General features: G+C 42.7%; 21 protein-coding genes and 1 pseudogene. 8 read left to right on the forward strand and 14 right to left on the reverse strand.

Annotated elements, in window-relative coordinates; translation table 11 throughout:
* Window positions 1-26: 26 nt before the first annotated feature.
* From rlmD to cysM, 3 genes are read right to left on the reverse strand one after another with little or no spacing between them, the layout of a single operon-like run.
* Entirely contained in the window at window positions 27-1,418 is a 1,392-nt protein-coding gene (gene rlmD / locus C3Y93_RS07235) for a 23S rRNA (uracil(1939)-C(5))-methyltransferase RlmD (RefSeq protein WP_104852528.1), read from the reverse strand.
* A gap of 6 nt (window positions 1,419-1,424) precedes the next feature.
* Window positions 1,425-2,300: a 3'-5' exonuclease gene (locus tag C3Y93_RS07240; RefSeq protein WP_104852529.1), complete on the reverse strand. Its 876-nt coding sequence runs from the start codon at window positions 2,298-2,300 to the stop codon at window positions 1,425-1,427.
* A gap of 35 nt (window positions 2,301-2,335) precedes the next feature.
* Window positions 2,336-3,268, reverse strand: a complete 933-nt coding sequence (cysM, locus tag C3Y93_RS07245; protein ID WP_104852530.1) for a cysteine synthase CysM — start codon at window positions 3,266-3,268, stop codon at window positions 2,336-2,338.
* A gap of 313 nt (window positions 3,269-3,581) precedes the next feature.
* Here cysM and C3Y93_RS07250 point away from each other — a divergent pair, with 313 nt between their 5' ends.
* The 5 genes from C3Y93_RS07250 to rsfS all read left to right on the forward strand — a co-directional run bounded on the left by C3Y93_RS07250 (window position 3,582) and on the right by rsfS (window position 9,651).
* Window positions 3,582-6,401, forward strand: a complete 2,820-nt coding sequence (locus C3Y93_RS07250) for an ATP-binding protein (RefSeq protein WP_104852531.1) — start codon at window positions 3,582-3,584, stop codon at window positions 6,399-6,401.
* A 190-nt stretch (window positions 6,402-6,591) separates the two neighbouring features.
* A complete protein-coding gene (locus tag C3Y93_RS07255; protein ID WP_104852532.1) occupies window positions 6,592-7,377 on the forward strand; it encodes a crotonase/enoyl-CoA hydratase family protein in 786 nt (261 codons plus the stop codon).
* Between the two features lie 90 nt (window positions 7,378-7,467).
* Window positions 7,468-8,334: an NAD(P)-dependent oxidoreductase gene (locus tag C3Y93_RS07260; RefSeq protein WP_104852533.1), complete on the forward strand. Its 867-nt coding sequence runs from the start codon at window positions 7,468-7,470 to the stop codon at window positions 8,332-8,334.
* Between the two features lie 45 nt (window positions 8,335-8,379).
* Entirely contained in the window at window positions 8,380-9,174 is a 795-nt protein-coding gene (locus tag C3Y93_RS07265) for a hydroxypyruvate isomerase family protein (protein ID WP_096901402.1), read from the forward strand.
* A gap of 75 nt (window positions 9,175-9,249) precedes the next feature.
* Entirely contained in the window at window positions 9,250-9,651 is a 402-nt protein-coding gene (rsfS, locus tag C3Y93_RS07270) for a ribosome silencing factor (protein WP_004974926.1), read from the forward strand.
* 281 nt (window positions 9,652-9,932) lie between these two features.
* Here the strand turns inward: rsfS and C3Y93_RS07275 are convergent, their stop codons facing one another.
* Genes C3Y93_RS07275 through C3Y93_RS07285 form a run of 3 tightly spaced genes read right to left on the reverse strand, consistent with a single transcriptional unit; the run spans window position 9,933 to window position 12,844 of the window.
* Window positions 9,933-11,378, reverse strand: coding sequence for an NAD(P)(+) transhydrogenase (Re/Si-specific) subunit beta (locus tag C3Y93_RS07275; RefSeq protein ID WP_104852534.1), 1,446 nt, complete (start codon window positions 11,376-11,378; stop codon window positions 9,933-9,935).
* Between the two features lie 3 nt (window positions 11,379-11,381).
* Window positions 11,382-11,705: a proton-translocating transhydrogenase family protein gene (locus C3Y93_RS07280; RefSeq protein WP_004974924.1), complete on the reverse strand. Its 324-nt coding sequence runs from the start codon at window positions 11,703-11,705 to the stop codon at window positions 11,382-11,384.
* A gap of 11 nt (window positions 11,706-11,716) precedes the next feature.
* A complete protein-coding gene (locus C3Y93_RS07285; RefSeq protein WP_104852535.1) occupies window positions 11,717-12,844 on the reverse strand; it encodes a Re/Si-specific NAD(P)(+) transhydrogenase subunit alpha in 1,128 nt (375 codons plus the stop codon).
* Between the two features lie 882 nt (window positions 12,845-13,726).
* On the opposite strand from C3Y93_RS07285, the gene C3Y93_RS07295 reads away from it, so the two are divergent.
* A complete protein-coding gene (locus tag C3Y93_RS07295) occupies window positions 13,727-14,650 on the forward strand; it encodes a DMT family transporter (RefSeq protein ID WP_104852536.1) in 924 nt (307 codons plus the stop codon).
* Between the two features lie 94 nt (window positions 14,651-14,744).
* Entirely contained in the window at window positions 14,745-15,935 is a 1,191-nt protein-coding gene (locus C3Y93_RS07300) for an MFS transporter (protein WP_104852537.1), read from the forward strand.
* Between the two features lie 28 nt (window positions 15,936-15,963).
* Here C3Y93_RS07300 and C3Y93_RS07305 read toward each other — a convergent pair whose 3' ends face one another.
* Window positions 15,964-16,611, reverse strand: coding sequence for a hypothetical protein (locus C3Y93_RS07305; protein ID WP_104852538.1), 648 nt, complete (start codon window positions 16,609-16,611; stop codon window positions 15,964-15,966).
* A gap of 231 nt (window positions 16,612-16,842) precedes the next feature.
* On the opposite strand from C3Y93_RS07305, the gene dusA reads away from it, so the two are divergent.
* Window positions 16,843-17,865 (forward strand): tRNA dihydrouridine(20/20a) synthase DusA, encoded by a 1,023-nt coding sequence (dusA, locus tag C3Y93_RS07310; protein ID WP_104852539.1) that lies wholly within the window; start codon window positions 16,843-16,845, stop codon window positions 17,863-17,865.
* A gap of 63 nt (window positions 17,866-17,928) precedes the next feature.
* On the opposite strand, the gene C3Y93_RS07315 is transcribed toward dusA, so the two are convergent.
* The 7 genes and pseudogenes from C3Y93_RS07315 to C3Y93_RS07345 form a co-directional block, all read right to left on the reverse strand.
* A complete protein-coding gene (locus tag C3Y93_RS07315) occupies window positions 17,929-18,702 on the reverse strand; it encodes a ThiF family adenylyltransferase (RefSeq protein WP_004974901.1) in 774 nt (257 codons plus the stop codon).
* A 68-nt stretch (window positions 18,703-18,770) separates the two neighbouring features.
* The gene (locus C3Y93_RS07320; protein WP_004974890.1) at window positions 18,771-19,595 is read right to left on the reverse strand and encodes a TatD family hydrolase; all 825 of its coding nucleotides are present in this window, start codon (window positions 19,593-19,595) and stop codon (window positions 18,771-18,773) included.
* A gap of 1 nt (window position 19,596) precedes the next feature.
* Window positions 19,597-20,613, reverse strand: coding sequence for an RsiV family protein (locus C3Y93_RS07325; protein ID WP_104852540.1), 1,017 nt, complete (start codon window positions 20,611-20,613; stop codon window positions 19,597-19,599).
* Window positions 20,614-20,662: 49 nt separating this feature from the next.
* The gene (locus C3Y93_RS07330) at window positions 20,663-21,478 is read right to left on the reverse strand and encodes a hypothetical protein (RefSeq protein ID WP_004974888.1); all 816 of its coding nucleotides are present in this window, start codon (window positions 21,476-21,478) and stop codon (window positions 20,663-20,665) included.
* Window positions 21,479-21,645: 167 nt separating this feature from the next.
* Complete coding sequence (locus tag C3Y93_RS07335; protein WP_104852541.1) at window positions 21,646-23,238, reverse strand: peptide chain release factor 3; 1,593 nt, start codon at window positions 23,236-23,238, stop codon at window positions 21,646-21,648.
* 136 nt (window positions 23,239-23,374) lie between these two features.
* Window positions 23,375-23,611: pseudogene (locus tag C3Y93_RS07340) on the reverse strand (Fic family protein); the annotation flags it as partial.
* Between the two features lie 3 nt (window positions 23,612-23,614).
* Window positions 23,615-25,681 carry a putative bifunctional diguanylate cyclase/phosphodiesterase gene (locus C3Y93_RS07345; protein WP_104852542.1) on the reverse strand — a complete coding sequence of 689 codons (2,067 nt, stop codon included), beginning with the start codon at window positions 25,679-25,681 and terminating at the stop codon, window positions 23,615-23,617.
* Window positions 25,682-25,972 lie beyond the last annotated feature (291 nt).

A 25,972-nucleotide genomic window follows, 5' to 3' on the forward strand; every position in this document is an offset into this window, starting at 1 on the left:
CTTCTCCTACCTCTATGTACTTCATATTATAAATCGTTTATTTGCTTTTCTTTCTCAAACAAGGCAATGGATTCGACATGCCCCGTATGCGGAAACATATCCATCACGCCTGCTTTTTTCAATTGATAGCCCTGCTTGACCAATACACCTGCATCCCTTGCGAGTGTGGCTGGATTACAAGACACATAAACGATTCTATCTGCGCCAAATTTGGGCACATAATACATCACTTCCTCTGCGCCTGAACGCGGAGGGTCAATTAATAATGCCTCAAATCCTTGATTTGCCCAAGAATGATGCGAAAAATCTTTTGTTAAATCTTGTGAATAAAACTTAACATTGTCTAAATCATTACGTTGTGCATTCTCTGCACCACGCTGCACCATTTGCTCTGAACCCTCTACAGCAACCACCTTTCCTGTTGCACCTACACAACGTGCAAGCGGCAATGAAAAGTTGCCTAATCCACAAAACAGATCAAGCACCCGATCACCTGATTTTAAGTTAAGCAAATCACATGCCAGCTTAACCATTTGTGGATTAATTGTAGAATTGACTTGGGTAAAGTCTTGGGGATGAAAGCCAAAATTCACATCAAAATCATCTAAACGATAATGCAAACGCATTGCTGCATGCGGATCATCAACCCGATGCAAACTGTCTGGACCTTCAGGCTGCAAATACAATTGCCAGTGTTTCTGTAACGCAAACTGCTGTAACTGGTTGATATCGGCTGCAGATAGTTGTTCTGTATGCCGCACCACCAAAGCAATCTCTTGATCTCCCATCGCCAATTCTATATGACCAATATGGGCCTTGCCTGTTAGACTTTGGAGTAGCTGCTTGATTCGTGTTAACGAACCAAATGCCTGATCCAACACCATACAGCGGTCAATTGAGGTCAGTTTATTGCTATTGCGCTCACGAAAACCGACCACCAATTTGTCTTGACTGGCAATATAACGCACCCCAACACGGGCTTTGCGGCGATAATCTTCACGCTGTGAACGCAAAGGCGCTAACCATTCTTCAGGCTGAATTTGCGCAAAATGTTGCAGATGCGACTGCAACACCTGTTGTTTGAGATGAATCTGCTCATCCAACTGAATATGCTGCATGCTACAACCACCGCAACGCTGATAATGTGGACATTGTGGCGTAACCCGTAATGTCGAAGGCTCACCCAGCACTTCTAGACACTCGGCTTCTTCTAAGCGTTTGTTACTATGCGTAATTTTGGCGCGTACTGTTTCACCAGGCAATGCGCCCTCTATAAAAACTGTTTTCCCCTGCTTCTCGGCTGGATGACCCGACTGAGCTGTGTAGTGTGCAATCCCGCGCCCTTCATGTGACAACGATTCCACCTGAAAGCAATATTCAGCCTGCTGCGTGGTACGGTTTTTACTGCGATGTTTCATATCAGTCTAAATATCGGAAGATGGGGAAGATTGAAAAGGCATCACGGATTCATTTGAAGGCGTGGTGACACTTTGTTCAGGAAAATCTGTACGGGTAAATTCAGTTTGCTGCGAACTGTGCTGCCACACGCTTAAAAAGTCTGCATGCTGCGGCTGAGTATGCAAATATTGAATGGTATGCTGTACCCATAAAGTATGCTCTTCAAGCAGCAATTGCCCTTTGAGCAGCAGCCAACGCAAATAAATCAACCAAGTATTTAAGACATCGCCTTCACAATAACGCGTCAGCCTTGACCATTCGCCGCTTTGCATAAATGCAGGAACATGATAGCCCGCATCTACACGTTTACCTGGAAAACCTAGCAAATACGCAATGTCATCCAACTTTTGAAAATGACGACCATTAAACATTGCCATCACATCCATTAAATCGACATGACGCTGATGGTAACGGTTTTGATAATTGTTATAGCGCTTTTGCTGATCAATCTCGCCCTGATCAAATAAACTTGGTGCAGACAGCCCGTGATACATGGCGCGGAATAAAATCACTGGCAAGTCAAACTGCGAACCGTTCCAACTGACCAAAGTCGGATGACGCTTATCAAAAATAGACAAAAACTTTTTCAGCATGGCCGCTTCGCTGTCGTGTTCACGGCTAAAGGAAAACAGCTTCATGCCGTGTTCATCAATCCATAAGCCTGAAATGCAGACTATTTCATGCAAAGGCAGACGCTGAAAATCGGTGCCCGCTTCTTGGCGACGCAGTTTCATCATCGCCTGCTCAAGTTCAGCCTCAGGCAAATCCAGCTGATATAAATGCGCGCCTGACTTCAAATCGGTAACGGTTTCTATATCGAAAATCAGCACAGGTAAACGCATAAAATCTTACTCAATGGGTGATAGAAAAATGGATATCACGATTCAGTATCTTGAACAGAGAATAAACCTGTCGATAAATAACGATCACCACGGTCACAGACAATACAAACGATGACTGCGTTTGGATTTTCTTCGGCAATTTTTAAAGCTGCCCAAACCGCCCCACCCGATGATGTGCCTGCGCTGATGCCTTCTTTTTGCGCTAATTTGCGCATGGTTTTTTCCGCTTCAATTTGTGGAATATCAATAATACGGTCAACACGGCTGCGGTCAAAAATGGTGGGTAAATAGGCTTCAGGCCAACGACGAATCCCTGCAATACTTGAACCATCGGAAGGTTGTAAACCAATAATTTGGATTTCTGGGTTTTGTTCTTTTAAGTATTTAGACACGCCCATAATGGTACCTGTGGTACCCATAGAACTGACAAAGTGAGTGATTTTTCCACCCGTTTGCTGCCAAATTTCAGGGCCCGTGGTCAGATAGTGTGCCTGCACATTGTCAGGATTACCAAATTGATTCAGCACCAAGCCTTTGCCTTCACGTTGCATTTGCAAAGCCAAATCACGTGCACCTTCCATGCCTTGTGCTTTGGTCACTTCAATCAACTCTGCACCATAGGCACGCATGGCATCTTTACGCTCTTGGCTCATGTTGTCAGGCATAATCAGCTGCATTTTATAACCACGCATGGCGGCTACCATCGCCAAAGCAATGCCCGTATTGCCACTAGTTGCTTCAATTAAAGTATCGCCCGGTTGAATTTCACCGCGTTTTTCCGCCTGCATAATCATGTTGTAGGCAGGACGATCTTTAACAGAACCCGCAGGGTTATTGCCTTCCAGTTTTGCTAAAACCGTTGCCTGCGTATGACTTGCCAAACGCTGCAAACGCACTAATGGGGTTTTGCCCACATAATGATCTAACAAAAATTCATCACTTTGGAAGTCTGGTTGGGTATCACGCATGCTGTGCACCAATATCAAGGTGGGCTTATTGTATGAAAATTTGCATCTTCCTGCACGTTTTTCACAGGCTTTTTATCAAAACAGCAATAGTCTGCCGACAATTTATGCATCACTCACCATCTAAATAATTCAAGCTGGGATGAATCCATTTTTAATGGCTAGTTTTTACTAGATGAATGCCAAAAATTCTCACAGCAGATTGATTACAAATAACAAGATAAATTTGCACCGCTCGCTCCAAACAGATGAAAACACAGTCAGGAGAAATAAAGCATGCTAAACTGCCAAACATAGGGATTGAACTGCGTTAACCATGTCAAATATCAATAAAAAGTTATTTAAGCGCTTACATTTAAATCATGCTTATGGACAGCTGATTGCACTTATTTTTGTGCCAATTATGGTTTTGGCATGCGTCGGCACGATGCTGGTTTTATCCGAAACCTCGAATGCCGCAAAAGCACAGCAGCGACAAATGGCAATTGCGATTTTGACCCGTTTTGAGTTGCCATCTGAAGCAGCTTTGCATCAACTGGCTAGCTTTCCGTGGAAGTACGAAGAAGCCCGTTCTTATATGCAAAATATGATGAACGAAAAGCATTTGGTTCGTACTGCACTGATTGATGCTTCGGGTACACGGCGTTTAAGCATGGGCTTTCAGGATCAAGACGAATGGCCCCAATTCCCTACAAATGCCGATTTTTTTGGCCCAATTCAGTATAAAAATAATCATGTGTATGGCATGCAAATTCAGCAAGACATCAACCGACCTGCATGGTTACTAATTGAACTAGACAATCAACCGCTACAAATAGCCCGTTATCGGGTCATGATTGTATTAATTGCCACAGGCTTACTGACTTTATTGCTGTTATTGCTGTGTCTGAACTTCTATTCACGTCGCTGGATTGCACCCATGTATGAAATTCGCATGCAACTACAACGCCTAAATGCGGATACACTCGATCAACACATGGTCATTAACAGCACTGGCGAATTACGCTTATTGCAGCGGGATATTGCCAATGTGGTAAAACGCCTGCATTCCAGCTTTTTAGAACTCAAAGAACACACCGAACAAACTGAAGATGACTTGCGTCGCACCCTCGATACTTTGGAAGTACAGAACATCACTTATCGTCAGGCACGTGACCAAGCGATTTCTGCCAACCAGTCTAAATCGGTATTTTTAGCCAACATCAGCCACGAACTCAGAACACCGCTAAACAGTATCGACGGCTTTATCCATCTGTTATTACGTCAAGAAAATCTAAGTAATGAGCAGAATTTATATTTACAAACCATTCGTAAATCATCGGCGCATCTTTTAGCACTGATTAATGATGTGTTGGATTTTTCCAAAATTGATGCAGGCAAACTGGAACTGGATACAGCACCCTTTGATTTAGAAGAAGCTATTTTTGATGTAATGGATATGCTCTCGCCATTGGCTGCGCAAAAAAACATCAACATGGCCTTTTATTTTGCCAATAATGTGCCGCAATATGTGCTGGGCGATGCTTTACGTTTCAAGCAAATTTTGACCAATTTAATTTCCAATGCGATTAAATTCACCCCCGATGGTGAAATTATTGTACGGACGCGGGTAGAACATGATGATATTGGACAATGTCTGATTCACTTTAGCGTCCAAGATAGCGGTATTGGTTTAAGCGGCGCGGACCGTAAAAAACTGTTTGAGTCGTTCTCTCAGGGTGATACTTCGGTCACGCGTCAATTTGGTGGTACAGGGTTAGGTTTGGCCATTTCCAAACAATTGGTTCATTTAATGCAAGGTCAAATTGGCTTTGAAGACAATCAGGAACGTGCCCCAACCGAAAAAGGCTCGACCTTCTGGTTTACTGCCTTGTTTACGGTAGATGAAGCGCATGCTCAACAGCATCCAACTTTTAAAGAGATTCAGGTAGTGTCCTATTTGGCGCACCCTGCCACAGCCAATATCTTGCGTCATTATCTTGAAAATTATGCAGTGCGACATATTGAAGCCGCTTCAATTCTAGATTTATTTAGCCGCTTAAAAGATGTATCTGGCCTGCAAGACAACACTTGGTTGATTGTTGACCACAGCGGCGACACCGAAGCCTTGTTAAAAGAAATTCGTACCCGTTATCAAGGCAATTTGGCGGTATATGGCTATCAAATGGCGCTAGACCCAAGCCTATTAAATGAATATCGTGCACGGGCTTTGTATCAACCGCTCAGTCGTTCAGCATTAATTGACTTACTTAACAATGAAAATAATTTTGATGAACAAGATTCTGCATCATTTGATGGTAAAGGCCTGCACGTTTTAGCGGTGGATGACCATCTACCCAACCTGATTGTACTCGAAGCCTTGTTGGGCGAACTGAATGTGACCACTACCAAAGCGCAAAGTGGTCAGGAAGCGTTGGGGATTTTGCAGCAACGCATTGAACAGGAGCAGCAACCCTTTGACCTGATCTTTATGGATATTCAAATGCCTGTGATGTCAGGGATAGATACCACTCGCGCAATTCGTTCATTAGAGTCGACTTTAGAAAACCACAAACGCTTGCCTATTATTGCCCTCACCGCACATGCACTTGCCGATGAAAAGCAAAAATTACTCAAAGTTGGTATGGATGACTATGTCACCAAACCGATTCAGATTGAACAAATCATCCAGATTTTAACCCATTGGACCACCCAAAGTTTTAATAAACCACCTGCAATCGATAAAGTCATTGTGATTGAAGCGCTAGACCCACAGGTGTTGGATTGGCAACAAAGCCTGATGCTGGCTGCCAACAAAGAAGACCTTGCAATGGATTTACTGAAAATGTTGGTAGATAGCTTTGCCACAGAATTGCATGAAATTGAACAGCTTATTGAACTTGAAGATTTCCCGCAACTCGAGCATGTGTTGCATCGTCTGTATGGTGCAACCCGTTATGTTGGCACGCCAAACCTGCAAGAAGTAACAGGTTCATTTGAACAGTTTGTTTCGACATTGCGTAAAGAACGCCGTAAAGCCGATGATCTGTTTGTGCAGGAAGTACTCAATCGTTATCAGGAGTTAAAAGCATGTATCCAACAAGTGGAACATGCAGCAGAACATATTTTTGCTCAACATACAGCAACGAGTTCATAGTGGATAAAGTAGGATGAATGTCATTTCGTCCAAATAAAAATTGTTTTTTAAATATAAGTTTCACGAAGCGCATCACATAATTTTATCAATTCTTTCAGGCTGAGCCGACGGATTTGGCCGTGACTCTGCTGTCATTTATCTTGGGTCTGTGCATGCTATGCTTTGCTCAGTAAAAACAAGAGCTCACATCATGACTTTACTTCGAATCGAAAAAAATAATGGCATCGCCACAGTTTTCCTAAACCGCCCAGACAAACGCAATGCCATGAGTTTTGCCCTACTTAAAGAATTGGTGCACACTGCAGAAAAACTTAAAAAAGACCGCAACTTACGTTGTGTGATTTTAACAGGCGAAGCAAACGTATTTAGTGCAGGCATTGATTTGGCCGACCTCAATAATCCACAAAACCGTGCATTTGCAGCTTGGGAGTTAATTAAGCCGGGGCAAAGCCTGTTTCAAAAAGCATTTCTCGTTTGGCAACAATTGCCTGTACCTGTAATTGCTGCAATTGAAGGTTATTGTTTTGGCGCAGGAATGCAATTGGCTTTAGCTGCAGATATTCGTATCGCTCATCCTGACACGCAAATGTCGATTATGGAAAGCCGCTGGGGCTTAGTGCCTGATATGGGGCTGAGCCGCTCTTTAAAAGGTTTAATTGGCCTAGATCTTGCCAAAGAGCTGACCTTAACTGCACGTATTTTTGATGCCAACTATGCCAAAGAAATTGGCTTGGTCACGCATTTAAATGCAACACCTTTGCAAAAGGCACAAACTCTTGCCGAAGAAATTGCACAGCGCTCCCCAGATGCACTGGCTGCAGCCAAACAAGTGCTGGATGCCATGGAACATTCTCCAAATAAATCTTTACGTTTAGAAAAAATTTGGCAATTAAAATTATTGCTAGGTAAAAATAGCCAACTGGCACGTAAAAAGGACAAGAATCCTGAAGTGACCTTTGCACCGCGTCAGTTTTAATGCAGCTCAGACACAACAGACTTTGACCAAAGGCTAAATTGACATTTCAAGCCAGACTTGTACTGTAGGCAAAAATGGAGAATCAGCGCTATGCATTTTGATCGTGACACAAAAATCGCTTTTTTAGGTATGGGACTTATGGGGACGCGCATGGCAACCCGCTTAGTTCAGGCAGGTTTTGAGGTCGCGGTGTGGAATCGTAGCCCTGCGGCTTGCGAATCTGTGCTCAGTCTGGGGGCAAAACCGCTGCAATTGAGCGAGATCGGACAATATCCAGTGATCTTGAGTTGCCTTGCCGATGATCATGCCGTCCAAGCTGTATTAGATCAAATTGAGCCTTTTTTGACTGCTCAACAAGTCATTGTCGATTTTTCCAGTTTGTCTGTAGATCAAACCCAAAAGCTAGCGCAGCAAGCCAACCTCAAACAGGTCACATGGATTGACTCACCTGTATCGGGAGGCACTGCGGGAGCCGAACAAGGTAGTTTGGTGATTTTTGCAGGGGGTGATGCAAACACCATCGAAAAATTAAGCCCGATTTATCATGTGCTGTCACAACGTGTAACCCGTATGGGTGAAACAGGCACAGGACAAGCCACTAAAATCTGCAACCAACTGATTGTTGCTGCCAACAGCACCCTAATTGCCGAAGCTGTTGCCTTAGCAGGACAGGCAGGCGTAGACACCCGTTTACTTGCACCTGCTTTGGCGGGTGGTTTTGCCGACTCGAAACCGTTTCAGATTTTAACTCCACGTATGGCAACTCACAGTTTTGAGCCTGTGCAATGGAAAGTCAAAACCCTGTCTAAAGATTTAAACAATGCCTTACAACTGGCAGCGCAATTTCAGTTACAGATTCCTGTGGCAGAAAAAGCCCTTTCACAACTGCAAGCCCATCAAGCCAAGGGTTTTGCAGAAGCAGATTTAGCCACCATTATTCATCAGGTCGAAGCTTAATCGGCTTGATTCCTGATCCAACCTTTGCCTGCAAGGAGCACCTGCATGTCTAAACTGGCGGTTAATCTGTCGATGATTTTTACCGAAGTGCCTTTAATTGAACGCTTTGCCCTTGCACGCGAACATGGTTTTCAGCATGTTGAAATTCAATTTCCCTATGAGCTGAGTATTGAGCAGATTCAAACCCAACTCACACTCCACCAACTCAGCCTGTGTTTAATCAATGTCCCTGCGGGTGACCTCATGCAAGGCGGCAATGGTTTGGCGGGCGTACCCGGAAAAGAGATTGAATTTCATCATGCCTTAGAGTTAGCCATCCGCTATGCCACGGCATTAAATGTCCCTAGCGTCAATATTTTGGCAGGCAAACAACCTGTCGATGCCGATTTACTGCCTTGCTTAAACACACTGGCAGAAAACCTAAAACTGGCCTGCTCGATGCTCACTCAACATCATATTCAGCCTGTCTTTGAAATGATTAATGGCACCGACATGCCACGCTTTTTAGTACAAAATATTGCGCAAGCTCAAGAGATGCTAGAAGCAGTCAAACATCCTGCTCTTAAAATGCAATACGACTGTTATCACATGGCGATGATGGGTGAAGATGTGCTGAGCGCATTGCAAGAAAACATTCAGGATATTGGTCATATCCAGTTTGCCGACAATCCAGGACGCCATGAACCCGATTCAGGCGAGCTAGACTATACTACTATTTTCAAATGGTTACAGCACAGTGCTTATTCAGGCTATATCGCTGCAGAATACCGCCCAAGTCTGGCGTCAAATCAATCATTTGCATGGAAAGACAAATACTTTCCCTCAAATCAAAGTGGTTAAAATTAAACCGATTTGAAATTTCAGGCTAAAACAGCTATATTAGACGATGAATAATTTTAGGAAATTATACACCCCATGAATTTAGAACCATCGCCCGGCGCTTCTAATTCTCACGATCTTGCAATGAATACCCAAAAGCATGACGTACAAACTTGTCTTAAAGTTGTACATGAAGCTCTCCTTGATGTAAAAGCCAAAGAAATTGTTGAACTTGATGTCAGCAGCATCAGCAATGTTTCAGATGCCATAGTGATTGCTAGCGGTACATCAACTCGCCACGTAAAATCTCTTGCCGACAATGTTGCCGAAGAAGCGCGCAAAGCAGGCTTCCGCCCAATTGGTATTGAAGGTGAACGTGATGCAGAATGGATCTTGGTCGATCTTGGTATGGTAGTGGTTCACATCATGCTACCAACAGCACGTAAATTCTATGACCTAGAAAGCTTATGGCGCACTACGCCTGAGTCTGTTGCTTAATACAACAGCTCACTTGAGCAGCCTTAAAGATACACAAAAAGCGACTTTCAAATAAGTCGCTTTTTTAATGCGGATCTTTTGAAGCTCATATCCCTAATCATTTTTATATCGCATTAATCTACCCACCAAATATTGGTTTATATCATCCCCTACCCAATACATTGCTTCAAACCAATCCTATAAAACTCGCCCGAACTCAATCTGCCTGGTCTCAATTAACCACTTTACATCAGCCATAAAAAAAACCGCCCGAAGGCGGTTTCATATCTAGAAACAGTGTCTTAGTGACCTGTACCGTTGATTGATTTAGTCATATCTTCCACAACTTTCTTGGCATCACCAAAGATCATCATGGTCTTGTCGTTATAGAACAAGTCGTTGTCTAGACCCGCATAACCTGTTGCCATTGAGCGCTTGATGACCATAATGGTACGTGCTTTATGCGCTTCAAGAATTGGCATGCCGTAAATTGGCGAGTTTGGATCGTCTTTTGCCGCAGGGTTAACTACGTCATTTGCACCAATCACCAACACCACATCTGTTGCCGGGAAATCTGAGTTGATTTCGTCCATTTCTAAGATGTCTTCATACGGTACGTCTGCTTCTGCAAGTAATACGTTCATGTGACCCGGCATACGACCTGCCACTGGGTGAATCGCAAAGCGAACAGTTACACCTTGTTCTTTCAGCAAGTTAGCCAATTCTTTAACTGCATTTTGTGCACGACCTTGCGCCATACCATAGCCCGGTACAATTACTACGCTGTCTGCATTTGACATCAAGAAGCCAGCATCATCAGCAGAACCTGAACGGTAGTTACGTTGCACTTGCGCACCCGCTGCTGCCGTTGGTGCTGCTGCACCGCCCATCGCACCACCAAACAATACGTTGATGATTGAACGGTTCATGGCTTTACACATGATGTAAGACAGAATCGCACCTGAAGAACCGACCAATGAGCCTGCAACAATCAGCATGTTGTTTTCAAGTGTGAAACCAATACCTGCTGCCGCCCAACCTGAGAACGAGTTCAACAATGACACCACAACTGGCATGTCACCACCACCCACTGGTGCAATCCATACCCACCCGAATGCCAATGCTAAACCTGTCATTGCCCAGAATGAAGTCATGTTGCCGCTCAGGAAGAAGTGAATCCCAAAACCGAGCATGGCAAGGAAAATTAACGCCTGAACAGGTTTTACCCATGCACCCGAAATAGTTTTTGCCCATTTCTTCGCCGCCAATTTACCGTATGCAAATACAGATGCAGTAAAGGTAATCGCCCCCACGAAACAGCCCACAAACAATTCAAATAAATGAACTTTGCTCATTTCATGGAAAGTAATGCCATTTGTAGCCAACAAGTCTGGACCAAGTTCAATCAACTTGTTGTTATGAATAATCGCAGCAATCGCAATTAAAACTGCAGCCAAACCGACTAAAGAGTGCATTAACGCTACAGTTTCAGGCATTTGAGTCATTGGCACCGTACGTGCGCGGGCAATACCCACCACCGCACCTGCTGCCATAGCTGCCAGAATCATCCACACAACTGGATTGTCTGCCACAAAGAATGTAGTCAAGACTGCAATCGCCATTGCGATCATGCCGTAACGGTTGCCCGCAATCGCAGTTTTAGGCCCAGACAAACCACGTAAAGTTAAGATAAAGAGCACAGCCCCGATTAAATAGAACCAGTCTGCATATTCACGAATAAATTCCATGCATTAGCCCTCTTTTTTCTTTGCTTTTGGTTTGAACATTTCCAGCATACGTGCAGTCACTGCAAAACCACCGAAAATATTGATGCTTGCCAAGAACACAGCAATCGCACCCAGTACACTCACCACATTAATGGTTTGGAAATCGACACTGCCTTCTACACCCATGATTGGTAGACCAACAGTTTGAATCATCGCACCGACAATAATGATTGAAGAAAGTGCATTGGTTACTGCCATTAATGGCGTATGTAACGCAGGTGTTACCCCCCACACCACGTAGTAACCTACGAAGATGGCAAGGACAAAAATCGTAATTGTTTCAACCATGAGAATTCTCCTTAACCACGCTTTAACAGCACTTGACCGTTATGAGTGACCAGCAACGCTTTCTGAATTTCTTCTTCAGGATTCAATGCGAAGTTCTTGTCGTTATCAAATAATGTTTCAACAAAATTCAACACATTACGCGCATATAGTGCAGATGCTTCTGTCGATACAGTCGATGGAATATTTGGAATACCCAAAATTTTCACACCATTGGCAGTCACTACAGTTTCACCGCATTGTGAACCTTCGACGTTACCGCCCGTTTCGACTGCCATATCTAAAATCACAGAACCCGGCTTCATTTTTGCCACAGTTTCCGCTTTGATTAAACGCGGTGCATCACGACCCGGCAATAACGCAGTGGTGATCACGATATCCGCATTAGAAACGGCTTTATCGACAATCACTGCTTGGTCTTTAATGTATTGTTCACCAGGCATCCAGCCATAACCATTTTTGGCAGCATCGGCAGCTTTTTGTTGTTCTTCTTCAGACATTGGTACGTCTAACCACTTACCACCCAAAGATTCCACCTGATCTTTTGCCGTTGGACGCAAGTCAGTTGCTTCGACTACAGCACCTAAACGCTTCGCTGTTGCAATGGCTTGCAAACCAGCAACACCCACACCCATGATCACAACACGCGCAGGTTTTACAGTACCCGCTGCCGTCATTAACATTGGGAACATGCGTTGATATTCTGCTGCAGCCAACAACACAGATTTATAACCTGCCAAGTTGGCTTGTGATGACAACACGTCCATATTTTGCGCACGCGACAAGGTACGTGGCAAAAGCTCTAAAGCAAATGCAGACACCTGAGCCGAAGCAAATTGGTCTAATTCAGTATTGCGGTAAGGATCAAACATCGCCACCACAGTGCTGTTCGGTGCAAGTTTTTGAATTTCTTCACCCTTTGGGGCACGAACTTTCAAAATCATTTGGCTACCGCGATAAGCATCATCTGTCATGGTCGCGCATACTTGTTCATAAGCGCTGTCGATATAAGCGGCTTTTACGCCTGCACCACGTTCAATGACTACGCTATGACCCGCGCTAATCAACTTCTTTACTGTTTCTGGCGTCGCAGCGACACGATTTTCACCGACAACAGTTTCGGTTGGAATTCCGATCTGCATGAGCGTTCCTCAAGCTAGTTTTTCTTAAGTCAACATCGTGGATAACGATGCTTTCCCCTCAGGATAAGTTTTGTTGAATTTTTGGATTCTAATGCAACATTTTTAAATTACCACCCAATATTTATTTAATAAATACCCATATTTTGAACTGATGATTCATAAAAATATTGTTGCGAGATATAATTGATAAGTTTTGCTTCTTGAATATAAGTCTAATTATTCAGCAAAACTTCGATTTGAAGTGTCTAAAAGAAAAAAAGCGATGCTTTGAGCTTGCAGTTGACCACATTTAAATGAATTAAGCATTGATCATTCTGACACGCATTTCACTTAATTGGGAAAATCCGACTTAGCGCTAAAAGATTGCATATCTATACATTTAAGCGCTAAAAGCAAAAACTTAAACACCAAATTGACTTTTTTGACAATTTTTACACCGCACAACAAGGTTCAATTTAGAAGTGTTTTGCGCATCTGAAAACCTTAGAAAAACCTACCTTTGCCTTATGAGTAAAATCGAATATTTGAAACAGTAAAACTTTTAAAAGAAGCTTGAATTTATTCAACTCAGGTCTAAGTTAAGTGCTGCTATTTTTTTCATTTTTTTTGTGCGTCATTTAGTCTGATGATGGATTTTCTCTGTTTTGCAATATTTTTAGCTAATTTGCACCATTATCGTGCAAAGCTCATTTACTCTACTTTTCACAAAATTTATGCCATCTCAAGCAGACCATCTGCATAAAATCAGCTATGCTTGCTCAAATACAGCACACACAGCTTGATCCATGCAGTCGCATCTGCCTTTATCTATCATGCAACTTGCATTTGTGTGCGCGGCATGTGTCACTTCTCTTGCATCCACCTTGCTCGACAGCATTTTTCATGATAAGACTTAACGCCACACAATGGGGCTCAATCTTCGCTTTATTTGCTGCTTTTTTGTTTAGCACCAAAGCTATTTTTATTAAACAGGCTTATGCGCTTTCACCGTTGGTCGACGCAACCGTACTCATGGCTTTGCGCATGGCAAGTGCCCTGCCTTTCTTCTTGCTGATTTGTTGGCTCAATCGCCATCACAGTCGCAACATCTCTACACGCAATTGGCTGTTGCTGATTTTTGCAGGTTTGATGGGCTATTATTTTTCCAGCTGGTTGGATTTTTTAGGGCTGATGTTCATTAGTGCCTCATTAGAACGCATTATTCTGTTTTTATACCCAACGCTCACCGTTCTGGCTTCGAGCGTAATGTATCGACAGAAACTGAGCTGGCTGAGCCTATTTGCAATTGCCCTGAGTTATGGCGGAACAGTGATTGTGATGTTACAGGAACAGAGCAATACCCCGCATGACACGTATTTTTGGTTAGGCAGCAGTTTGGTGTTTGCCAGTGCGGTGTGTTTTGCAGGCTATTTATTGCTGACCAAAAGCCTGATTCAGCATTTTGGTTCATGGAATTTTACAGGTCTGGCTTTAAGTATTGCCTGCATCGGCACGCTTACGCATTACAGTTTGGTCACACCGAATCCACTGGGACTGGTACAACAACTGCCTGTAGAAGTGCTAGGCTATGGTATTGCTTTAGGGATATTTGTCACAGTCTTGCCCACCTTACTCATGGCGCACAGTATCGCCCGTTTAGGTGCGGCACAATCGGCCATGATTGCTTCAATTGGCCCCATCTTGACGATTCTATTGGCCACAGCATTTTTAGGTGAACATCTAAATGGCATACAATGGTTCGGCTGCATGCTCAATATTGTAGGCGTGATGATGATCACCTTGTCCAAAAACAAGTTCTCTCATTAAGTTAAAGACGACATCCTGCCACTAATGAAGTTGAATATTGGATTCAATCTTTGAGCTACTGCAACCTCGTTTTACCATTGATCTTAGGATAATTATGAACACTGCACCCGACATCAGCCAAGATAAAACCCTGCTCTGGTTGATGGCGATTGCCTGTGGTCTATGCGCGGGTGCGAATTATTATTGCCAACCGCTGATTTACTCGATTCATCAATCTTTCCAAATTCCGCAATCCCAAGTGGCATTGACGGTGACTTTTGCACAAGTGTCTTATGCACTGGGTTTATTGTTCATTGTGCCTATGGGCGATATTGTCAATAAAACCAAATTCATTCCCCTATTGATGTTTTTGGCCTCGATTGGCTTATTTTTATGTGCCTTTTCCAGCAATTTAAGCATGTTATGGATTGGCACGATTATCACAGGGCTATTTTCTGTGGCAGCACAAGTCTTAATTCCTTTTGCCACCATGACTGTAAAACCTGAAAAAATGGGTGAAGTGGTCGGTTTATTGATGAGTGGTTTATTGGTCGGTATTTTACTTTCGACCAGTTTGGCAGGTTTACTGTCTAATTTATTCCATTGGAAAGTGATTTACCTGATTAGTGGCGTGCTGATGCTATGCATTGCTGCAGTACTCAAAGCGCGCTTGCCGTTTGTCTCAACCAGCAAACTCAGTTATTTGGCTGTGTTTCAGTCTATGGGCAAACTCATTTTAGAAGAACGTCGTTTGGTCTATCGTGCCTTGCTCGGTGCGTTTGCTTTTGCAGCGATGAGTGTGTTGTTTTCTACCATTGCAGTATTACTCAAATCCAGTTTTGGCTTAGCCGACTTTATGGTGGGCATTGTGGCAATGGTGGGAGTATTCGGTGCTCTTTCGACTAAACATGTGGGAAAAATTGCAGATCGCGGCTATGTTACAGCACTGACTTGGGGTGGTTTAGCTTTATTAGCAATTAGCTGGGTCTTTCTATACAACGGACAATTCAGCTTATGGAGTTATATTCTTGGTTTTGGCTTAATTAACCTTGGGCTTGCCACCGTACACAGCAGCAACCAAAACGTAATTTTTCGCTTACGCCCCAATGCCAAATCGCGGATTAACTCAATTTATATGACCAGTTATTTTACTGGCGGTGCTTGTGGTTCTGCTTTGGGAATCTATGCATGGCAACACGGTGGATGGTTATGGAGTTGCCTAGTTGGTTTGTGTTTTGTTGCCGCCGCAATGAGCTTTGCCCTGCTCGACTGGCAACATCAACGTCAACACACCGCCATGCCTTAAACGCTGCTATTACAATGAAGCAAGTCGCTTAAGACATTTGCATCACAGGATAAAATGGCTGACTCAACTCCACATTTTCTAAATTTTCCAATAAAATTTGGATAAAACACGGCATCAACGCACACAGTAAAGTATTGGCATGGCTGAGTTGTTTGCGGTTGATTGCACTGTTATAAGTTGCACCACCGTGTAAAAGTTGCTGCTGTAACGTCAATAAGCGCTTAAACAAACATGCCAAAATTGTGACCGAATCATGAATGTGCAATGCCTGCATAATCTGCTGTTTCTCTGCTTCATAATCTGCACGCCATTCAGCTTCAGTCATTTTTTGATTACGCCAATCCCAAAAACTTTGATACAAATAAGGGTTGGTCAGCAACACCTCTAAACTTTGTGGATATTTTTCCCAAATAATTCTCGCCATGCGCTGATCGACATCTTTTTGATACATACGCTGCACAAATTGCTGCAAGGTCTGTTGTTGTGTATGCTCTGCTGTCTGACTTTGCGCATACAAGGCACTCAAGGCTACCCATGCTGTCATAAATTGCATATCAAGATCATCATGAAAATCAATGGCTTTTTTCCACCAACTTAAACTGCGCTGCATGCGTAAATTAAATGCCTTTGAAAATTCATTTTTCTTAGTTCGATAAATTTCTTCTAATACCAACATTTTATTCTCACTCTTATGCTGCGTTATCGTTATCTTTTCAACATACTAAAAAACGGCTACGCATACAAATACTGAGCAGTTCCGCTTTAGCACCTACGGTTGCGCTGCTGTGTTCATAGCGAACAAAGCAAAGTTGATGCCAATGGATGTGGGGTGGGGACACTGTCGATTTTCATTTAAACCCCGTATAATGCGCGGTCTTGTGCTTTTGTTTTTCAATTCAGGTGGGTTATGACACGTGCCATCCAAACTTTACAACCTCGCATTTCGGTTGCCCCTATGATGGATTGGACTACCCGCGATTACCGTTTTTTTGCACGTTTATTTAACCCCAATATCATTCTGTATACTGAAATGGTAACCACTGGCGCAATTTTATTTGGTGATGCCAAGCGCCATTTAGATTACAGCAAAGAAGAACATCCTATTGTCTTGCAGTTGGGCGGTTCAAATCCGAAAGACCTTGCGACCTGCAGTAAAATGGCACAAGACTGGGGTTATGATGAAATCAACCTGAATGTTGGCTGCCCAAGTGATCGAGTACAAAACAATAAAATTGGTGCGTGTTTAATGGCAGAACCAGACTTGGTTGCAGAGTGTATTGCCGCCATGCGTCAATCGGTTGATATTCCTGTGACCGTAAAACATCGCATCGGGATTGATGACATGCACTCTTATGCAGAGATGCTGCATTTTGTGGATACTGTGGCTCAAACAGGTTGCAATAACTTTATCGTGCATGCCCGAATTGCCTTATTACAAGGTTTATCGCCTAAAGAAAACCGCGAAGTTCCGCCTCTGCGTTATGAGGATGTGTATCGCCTAAAACAAGACCGCCCCGAATTGTTAATTGAAATTAATGGTGGAATTAAAACGTTTGCCGAAACCCAACAACACCTCAAGCATGTCGATGGGGTGATGATTGGTCGTGAAGCCTATCACAACCCTTATTTACTGGCAGAGCTTGGGCAATTATGGGGGCTAGAATTACCTGACCGTTTTGAAATTATGCAGCGCATGTTGCCGTATATTGAACAACGTCTACAACAAGGTGCACCACTTTCTGTCATTACCCGCCATATTTTAGGTTTATTCCAAAACCTGCCAGGTGCACGTAAATGGCGTCAGGCACTAAGTGGCGGCAATGCCAAAACATTTGCAGATGTAGATCAAGCATTGGTCAATATTCAAGCAGCAATGCAGCGTACGGAAGACTATTTAAAAGAGCAGCAGCTACAACGACCTACTGAATAAAGTCATTGGCGATGTGCAAAATCAAAGAACTTTTTTATAAGCCATGCCTCGCATGGCTTTGATTTATGTATTTTTAGCCTGTAAGGCATCTAACTTTTTCAACACTTCTGCCACAGCTACCATCGCAAAACTGGACGTGACCACCACCGCCGAACCATAGCCGCCACAGCGCAAGCCTGCGCTTGGGCATACATCGGCACTAGAAAATGGATTGTCGATGGAATACACACAGGTAATCCCAAACTTTTCTTTTGGCTTTTTACAAATACCTTTGCTGCGTAATTGGGCGCGCAATTTGGCCAACATTGGGTCTTGTTCGGTTTTAGATAAATCTGCCACTCGAATTTTCAACGGATCAAGTTTGCCACCTGCACCACCCGAAACAATCAGTGGAATCTTGTTAAAACGACAATGCAGCATCAACGCTAGTTTAGCTTTTACGTCATCAATGCAATCTAAAATCAAATCAGGTGCAGTCGCCAATAACGCTTTGACGTTATCTGGACTGAGGTAATCATCGACCAAATTAATTTTGATACGTGGATTAATGGCGCGACAACGCTCTGCCATGACATTAATTTTTTCATGCCCCAAGGTTGAGCTCATGGCAGGCAATTGACGGTTAATGTTAGATGCTGCGACCACATCCATATCCACCAATGTCAGCTCGCCGATACCTGTACGTGCCAACGCCTCAACTGCCCAAGAGCCGACACCGCCAATTCCAATCACCATGACATGACTTTGGGCATAATGCTGAAAAGCACTGTCGCCATAAATCTTGGCCACACCCGCAAAACGGCGTTCATATTCATCATCTTGAAGAAGGTCTGTCATGCTGCAATCAAATCTAATTTCAAAGTGTGGGCATTTTACTGCGTTTCGCAGACTTCGTGTTGTTTCATCTAAAGTTTAGGCAAGTCTAATATTTGAATGCTATTCTGCCAAATCTGTGCGGCTAAAGTTTGCGGTGCAATATCTAAACAATCCGCTAAACCTTCAAGCACATAAATCAGGTTCGCAGGGGTATTTCGGGTTCGTGATTGAGTATCTGTCTGACAACATAAAGGCGTCATATCGGGGCAGTCGGTTTCCAAAACCAAATGTTCAGCACCAATTTCCTGCACAACACGGCGCAGTTTTTTTGCATTGGGATTGGTAATCTGCCCTGTCACACCAATTTTAAAGCCCAATTTGATCAGTGCTTTGGCTTCTTCTACCCCACCGCTAAAAGCATGTGCAATGCCACCAAACTGAAATTGTTGTTGTTTGAGTATTTTTAAGGTTTCGGCATGGGCCTTACGAATATGTAGCAGTACAGGTTTTTGTCGATGGCGTGCGATTTCCAATTGCGCGGCAAAAAAATCTTGCTGCTTTTGAAACGCTTCAGGCTGTTTATGTTCAACCAAAAAAGTGTCTAAGCCAATTTCACCCACCGCGACACAATGCTGTTGTTGCAAAAAATGTTCTAAATCTTGTAAATGTTGGTCTTGATGTTGTTCGATATAAAAAGGATGCAAGCCTGGTGCAAGATGACTTTGTGGCACATGCTCAAGTTGGTTTAAAAACTGTTGTGTAGAGATTAAATCTTGAAAACGTGATTGTACAAAGCCAATCAGTACCAAATGTTCTACGCCTGCTGCCTTGGCCGCATACGCCAATTGCTCCCGATCTGAGTCAAAATCAGGTACATCAAAATGGGTATGCGTATCAAACAGCGCAATGCTCATATTAAGATTTCGCTTTGGTTGTGTTTACTGCACTGGCTTCGGCAGATTTTGCGGTTGCTTCAGAGGCTGCTTCTGTTACAGGCAAATACGCAGCTTTTAAAATCCCCTGCAGTTCTGCATACGGAATGGTTAAACGCGGTAAACCAACGACATAAGGGCCTATTTCATATTCTGCGTATTGCAGAATTAAACCCTGTTGACCTAAATAGTAATTTTCCGACAGCTTAAATTTCCACGCTTGTTCATATTCTTGCACATTAGTGGAAAGTTCAGATGCGATGACCCATTGTTTAAACGCTTCGTAGGCTTTACGCTCCAATTGGGGACGCTGCTTCTCTAACAGAATGTCATTTAACAACACTAATTTTTTCTGCTCTAAATCAAAATTATAGTATTGCTGTGCCGATGCACCATGCGCTCCGCCCAAATAACTGCTGCTATTTAATACCACGGTTGCCAATGGTTGATCTGCATTCAAAATTTTAGGCTTAATCATCAAACTGATTTTATGATTTGAGCTTAAAGCTTTCAGCTCCTGATCAAGTGCCAAAAAGCTTTGCACATAAGGCACGGTTTGTTTTTCTAATTTTTGCGCCAAAGTTTCCACTTGTGCAATGGCAGCTGCAGTGGGGTTACTGGCAGGTGCATCTGCAGCACTGGCTGCTGTATTTTCACTGGCTGTCTTCTCAATTGCTGCAGCTTCAGAAACCGCCTGCTGTGGTGCAATTTCTAAAATTTGTGCCAATTCTTGAATAATTTTCTGATCAATAAAATGGTCGATAAAGGCCTGATTACTATTCAAACGCTCAATTGAGATTTCAGGGCAATTTTTCCCTTCACATTTAGGCAACGACAAATTCAGTTTTTCAGTATCCCCGACCAGTTTTAAGCTTTGTTGTTCCGCCTGCGTCTGCTCTGGCTCGACTGTTTCTGGTTCGGTTTTCTTTGGCTGACATGCAGTAATCCCTAGCGTTGTAATTAAAATACTGATCGCCAAAATACTTTTATTTTTCAACATGGATCCAACCTTGATTTCATCTATTTTTGCTTGTCACCGTACTCACCTACTAAAACATAGATGGATAGATGTCTGCTTTTAAAACTTGTTGTGTTTGTGCTTTGCTTAGGTAAATATCTAACTGCGTGCCATCTTTGACAATTTCATGGGTGCGATAATGCAATCCTAAGCCCTGATCATCAAAAAACCAATCTGCCTGCCCCCAGTATAATTTGGCAGGTGCTGCTTTTTGCACGTCACTGCTTTGTGTTTTGAGCCAATCCTGATAGGCCTGCTGTACAAAAGTATTCATACGGGTTTGTTGTTTGGCATCAATCACATCTAAAACAGACAAGGCTTTTTGCTGCTTCCGATCTGCCACAAAGAAATAATAGCGTTCCTTGACTTGCGTGCCTTCCTGTTTGCTATCTACCCCGACTTGCAACAAAACATATTGATTACGTTGATATGCCATACGGGTGTACATCGCCAATTCATAAGCTTTATTTTGATCTAATTGTGCCTGCCAAGCATCGGATTTTTTCACATAGGCATCTACGGCTTGCTGCAAATTCATGTTTTGTTTTAAGCCAATTTGGTCTTGAATCACCATGGCCTGATTTTTTGCAATCCAACTGTTGAGCCATGTATCTTGGGTATTTAAAGTTTGTACTTCTAATTCAATGCAGTTTTTATTTTCACAAAAAGGTAAGGCAATTTCTGCCGCCTGTTGTTTGATATTCAAATACGGCAAAACATCTGCTTGATCTTTCTGAAAAATAGACGTTTGCTCATCTGAGTTTTGATCTTGTTTAGATGAGTCACAGGCGCTAAGCAAAACCATCCCGCTCAAAATTGCACCCAGATAAACCGATTTTTGCTGCATGATTTCCCCAATTCATTTATCAAAAATAATCTTTAATCTTTTACCGCCCCCATAATAAAACAGCTTCCTAAAGAAGCTGTTTTAATTTTGAAACTTTTAGGCATGCCGAACATTCATCTGCGCTACGCTGATTGCATCTGCCAGATTAAGCATCATCAACCTGAGGCTTAGTGCTCGCGTGTATTTCTAAACTCAATGTCAGGGTAACGCTCTTGCATTAACTGTAAATTCACACGACTTGGCGCGAGATAAGTTAAGTGACCACCACCATCGACAGACAACTGATCGTGGGCTTTTTTCTTAAACTCGTTAAATTTTTTCTCATCAGCACAAGACACCCAACGTACCGTGTTGATGCTGACAGGCTCGTAAATACAATCAACTTTGTATTCTTCTTTCAGGCGATAGGCGACGACTTCAAACTGTAGCACACCAACAGCACCTACGATTAAATCATTGCTGTTTTGTGGCATAAAGACTTGCGTTGCACCTTCTTCTGAAAGCTCTTTAAGGCCTTTTTGCAGCTGTTTGGACTTCAATGGATCTTTCAAACGTACACGACGGAACATTTCAGGTGCGAAGTGCGGAATCCCTGTAAATTGCAACTTTTCACCCGAAGTGAAGGTATCGCCAATTTGAATCGTCCCGTGGTTATGTAGACCAATAATGTCGCCCGGCCAAGCTTCTTCGAGGTGCTGACGGTCACCTGCCAAGAAGGTCAAGGCATCGCTGATACGTACATCTTTATCAATACGCACATGCTTCATTTTTAAGCCTTTTTCATACTTGCCTGAACAGATTCGCATGAAAGCAATACGGTCACGGTGCTTCGGATCCATATTGGCCTGAATTTTAAAAACAAAACCACTAAAGCCTTCTTCATTGGCTTCTACAATACGGTCTTGCGTTGGATGTGCTTTTGGCGGCGGCGCATATTCACTGAATGCATTCAATACATGATCTACACCGAAGTTACCCAAAGCCGTACCAAATAGCACTGGTGTTTGACGACCCGCTAAAAACTCGTCACGGTCTAAAGGCTCATTCGCCATTTGTACCAATTCAAGTGATTCTTCAAATGCCGCCCATGCCAATTCACCTACTTTTTCACGTAGGTCTGCATGGTTATAGCCATCACGTACTTCAATTTCAGGAATGGTTGAACCAAAACCTGATTTGTACACATAAAACTTTTCTTCGATGAGGTTAAACACCCCTGCGAAATCACGCCCTGTACCCATTGGCCAAGTGATTGGCACACACTTAATTTTGAGGACATTTTCAATTTCATCCAACAACTCTAATGGTTCACGAATTTCGCGATCCATTTTGTTGACGAATGAAATGATAGGTGTGTCACGCATACGACACACGTCCATTAATTTAATGGTACGGTCTTCGACACCTTTCGCACCATCAATCACCATCAGTGCAGAGTCCACCGCAGTTAAAGTACGGTAAGTATCTTCAGAGAAATCTTCGTGCCCCGGGGTGTCGAGCAGGTTAATCATTTTGTCTTTATATGGGAATTGCATCACCGAAGTTGTAATGGAAATACCACGTTCTTTTTCCATTTCCATCCAGTCAGATGTTGCGCCACGATCCGACTTACGGCTTTTTACCATCCCTGCAACTTGAATGGCTTGTCCCCATAACAGCAGTTTTTCTGTCATGGTAGTTTTACCAGCATCGGGGTGGGAAATAATCGCGAAAGTACGTCGCTGTGCGACCTGCGCCGCTAACTCATCTTTAAAACTCATGCAAGACACCTACTGCAGAACCGCAGTGTATAAGATCAAAATGATCAATATGAAAAATTGGCGTAATTGTAGCAGATTTGAATCAAATTTTATTGATTGTTGATATGTTCTAATTTATCCACAACTGAGAATATAGTTATTTTTTCAATCTATACTTTTGCTTTTGGCTTTTCGGTTTTTCTGGAATCGTACGTTCAATCAAACCTACTTCTATGGCAGGATTCATATCGTTCTTTTGGAATGTTGCGCTATGAGTTAAACCTAACAACTGCATCAACTCAGCCAAACTATATTCATCTTGTTTCATCACTGAAATTAAACGCTGGACTTGGTCGCTCACTTGTACGCTATCTTGAGCGGTAGCATGATCGCTAGCTTAAGCCGAATGTTTAAACAACTCTTCTAAACGCTCAACATCCATAGGTAAGCTTAATAAATAACCTTGCAACTGCTGACAGCCTAAACGGGTTAAAATCTCAGCTTGCAATGGCGTTTCCACCCCTTCAGCGGTCACAGTTAAACCCAGTTTAATGGCCAACTGAATAATACTTTCTAAAATTAATTCTTCTTTGCTGTCCAAACACAAATCTAAAATAAAAGCACGATCAATTTTCAACTCATCGACTGGCAATTTTTTCAAATATAAGAAACTCGAATGTCCTGTGCCAAAATCATCAATCGCCAATTGAATCCCCATTTGACGCAAACGCTCAAAACTACGAATACTCGATTCAATATGATGCATTGCTGTACTTTCAGTCACTTCAATCATCAGGTGATGGGGTTGAATCTCATAGCGTTTAAACAAGTTTTCTAAAGTCGAAAATAAGTGTTTATGTTCAAACTGCACTGCCGATAAATTCACAGCCACAGGAAATAACGGTGCACCTGATCTTTCCCAAATTTGAATTTGTTTAAAGGCTTCCTCTAACGTCCAATAGCCAATTTGAATAATCAACCCCGTCTTTTCAGCTCCTTTAATAAACATATTTGGGGTAAGTAAGCCATGTACAGGGTGATACCAACGAATTAAAGCTTCTACGCCACAAATTTTATGGTCAGTGGCTTTAAACTTTGGCTGATAGAACAACGCAAATTGTTGTTGTTCAACCGCTTTATATAAATCATTAATCAACTTACTTTGGCTTTTGGCCTCAAGTAACTCCAGATCATAATTAAATACCGAACTGGTGTTACGCCCCTGATATTTAGAGGTCAGCATCGCCGCATCAGCATTCATTAAAATATCTTGCAAATTGGTGCCATGCTCTGGATACATCGCAATGCCAATACTGCCTGAAATATTAATGACCTTGCCTGCAATTAAGAAACTTTGCTGAATCAGTTCTAATATTTTTTCAGAAATGAGCGTGGCTTCTGCTATATCGGTATGTTCAATCACCAAAAGAAATTCATCGCCACCAATTCTTAATAACTGGGTATTTTCGCCCAAGTGGGATTGCACACGTTTAGACAACTGAATCAGCAATTGATCGCCAACATGGTGTCCAAATACGTCATTCACCGCTTTAAAGCGGTCTAAGTCGATATACAAAAACGCAATTTTAGTATTTTTTTGCCGATGTTCAGAAAAAAGCAATTGTGCATATTCGGCTAAATATAAACGGTTAGGCAATTTGGTCAGGTTATCTTTGACTGCCTGATTGGCCAATTCACGATTGGCTAAAGACAATTGTCTGCTTTTTTCTTCTAAGCGTAGCTCCAGCAGAGATACGCCCACCGCAGCAGCAAAAATCAAACTGGTCACTAAAATAACCACCAACAGGGCTGGCCCTTGCCCGATCTGAAAATGCCCTGATTGAGGCAAATCGGCTGTAGAGTAAAAATGTAGTGCTTCCATGCCTATATAGTGCATGGCAACAATGCTCAGACTCATGAGTACCGCAATGAAAATTTTATATTGTGCCTGACGCCCCATTCTGCACTTGGAATGAAACATAAACCAAAAGGTAAGTATTGCACCGCCAATGGCCACTAATACAGACAGTAAAACAATCGTGGGATCATAATAACTACGGTAGCCTTCTACCTGAATTCCCATCATGCCCGTATAGTGCATGCCTGAAATGCCCAACCCCATCAAAATGCCGCTCAGGATCAACCGCGCCACAGGCAGGGTCGATTGCGTGGTCAGCCAAACCGCAAACGTAGAAGCGATAAATGCAATAACAAAAGATAGGGTCGTAAAGCTAAGATCAAATTGATACGGTGCAGGTAACTGGCATGCCAACATGCCCACAAAATGCATACTCCACACTGCCGCACCCAGCAGTAAACCACTCATGATTAATGCAATTTTTTTTAGTTGTTGTTGTACATTTTGAAAAAGCATTTGCTCAACAGACACTGCAAAATAGCAGGCCAATACTGAGATTGCTACCGAGCCAATTACCAAGCTCAGATCATAATGTACATGCATCATTATATGTATCCATCTCTGTCATATTTTATTGTTTTTCGGCTACTCAATCTCACACTCTCTTATAAATAATAACTAAAAAGCAACCTGAACGACGGATTGATCTAGCAAAGACCGCATTGATTTTAGAATCTAATACTATTCTGCTTTGGTCAATAGTCAAATAAATCATATGTCATTATGCAAGAATAGTAATTTAAAACTGCTAAAAATAGCTATCTGACTCAAAGCTTTACACATCTTGCTATTTTACTTTTCGCTTGAGGATAAAAAACCAGCAACTTTTCGCTGCTG

The organism is Acinetobacter sp. SWBY1, assembly GCF_002946595.1.
Classification (GTDB): Bacteria; Pseudomonadota; Gammaproteobacteria; order Pseudomonadales; family Moraxellaceae; genus Acinetobacter; species Acinetobacter towneri.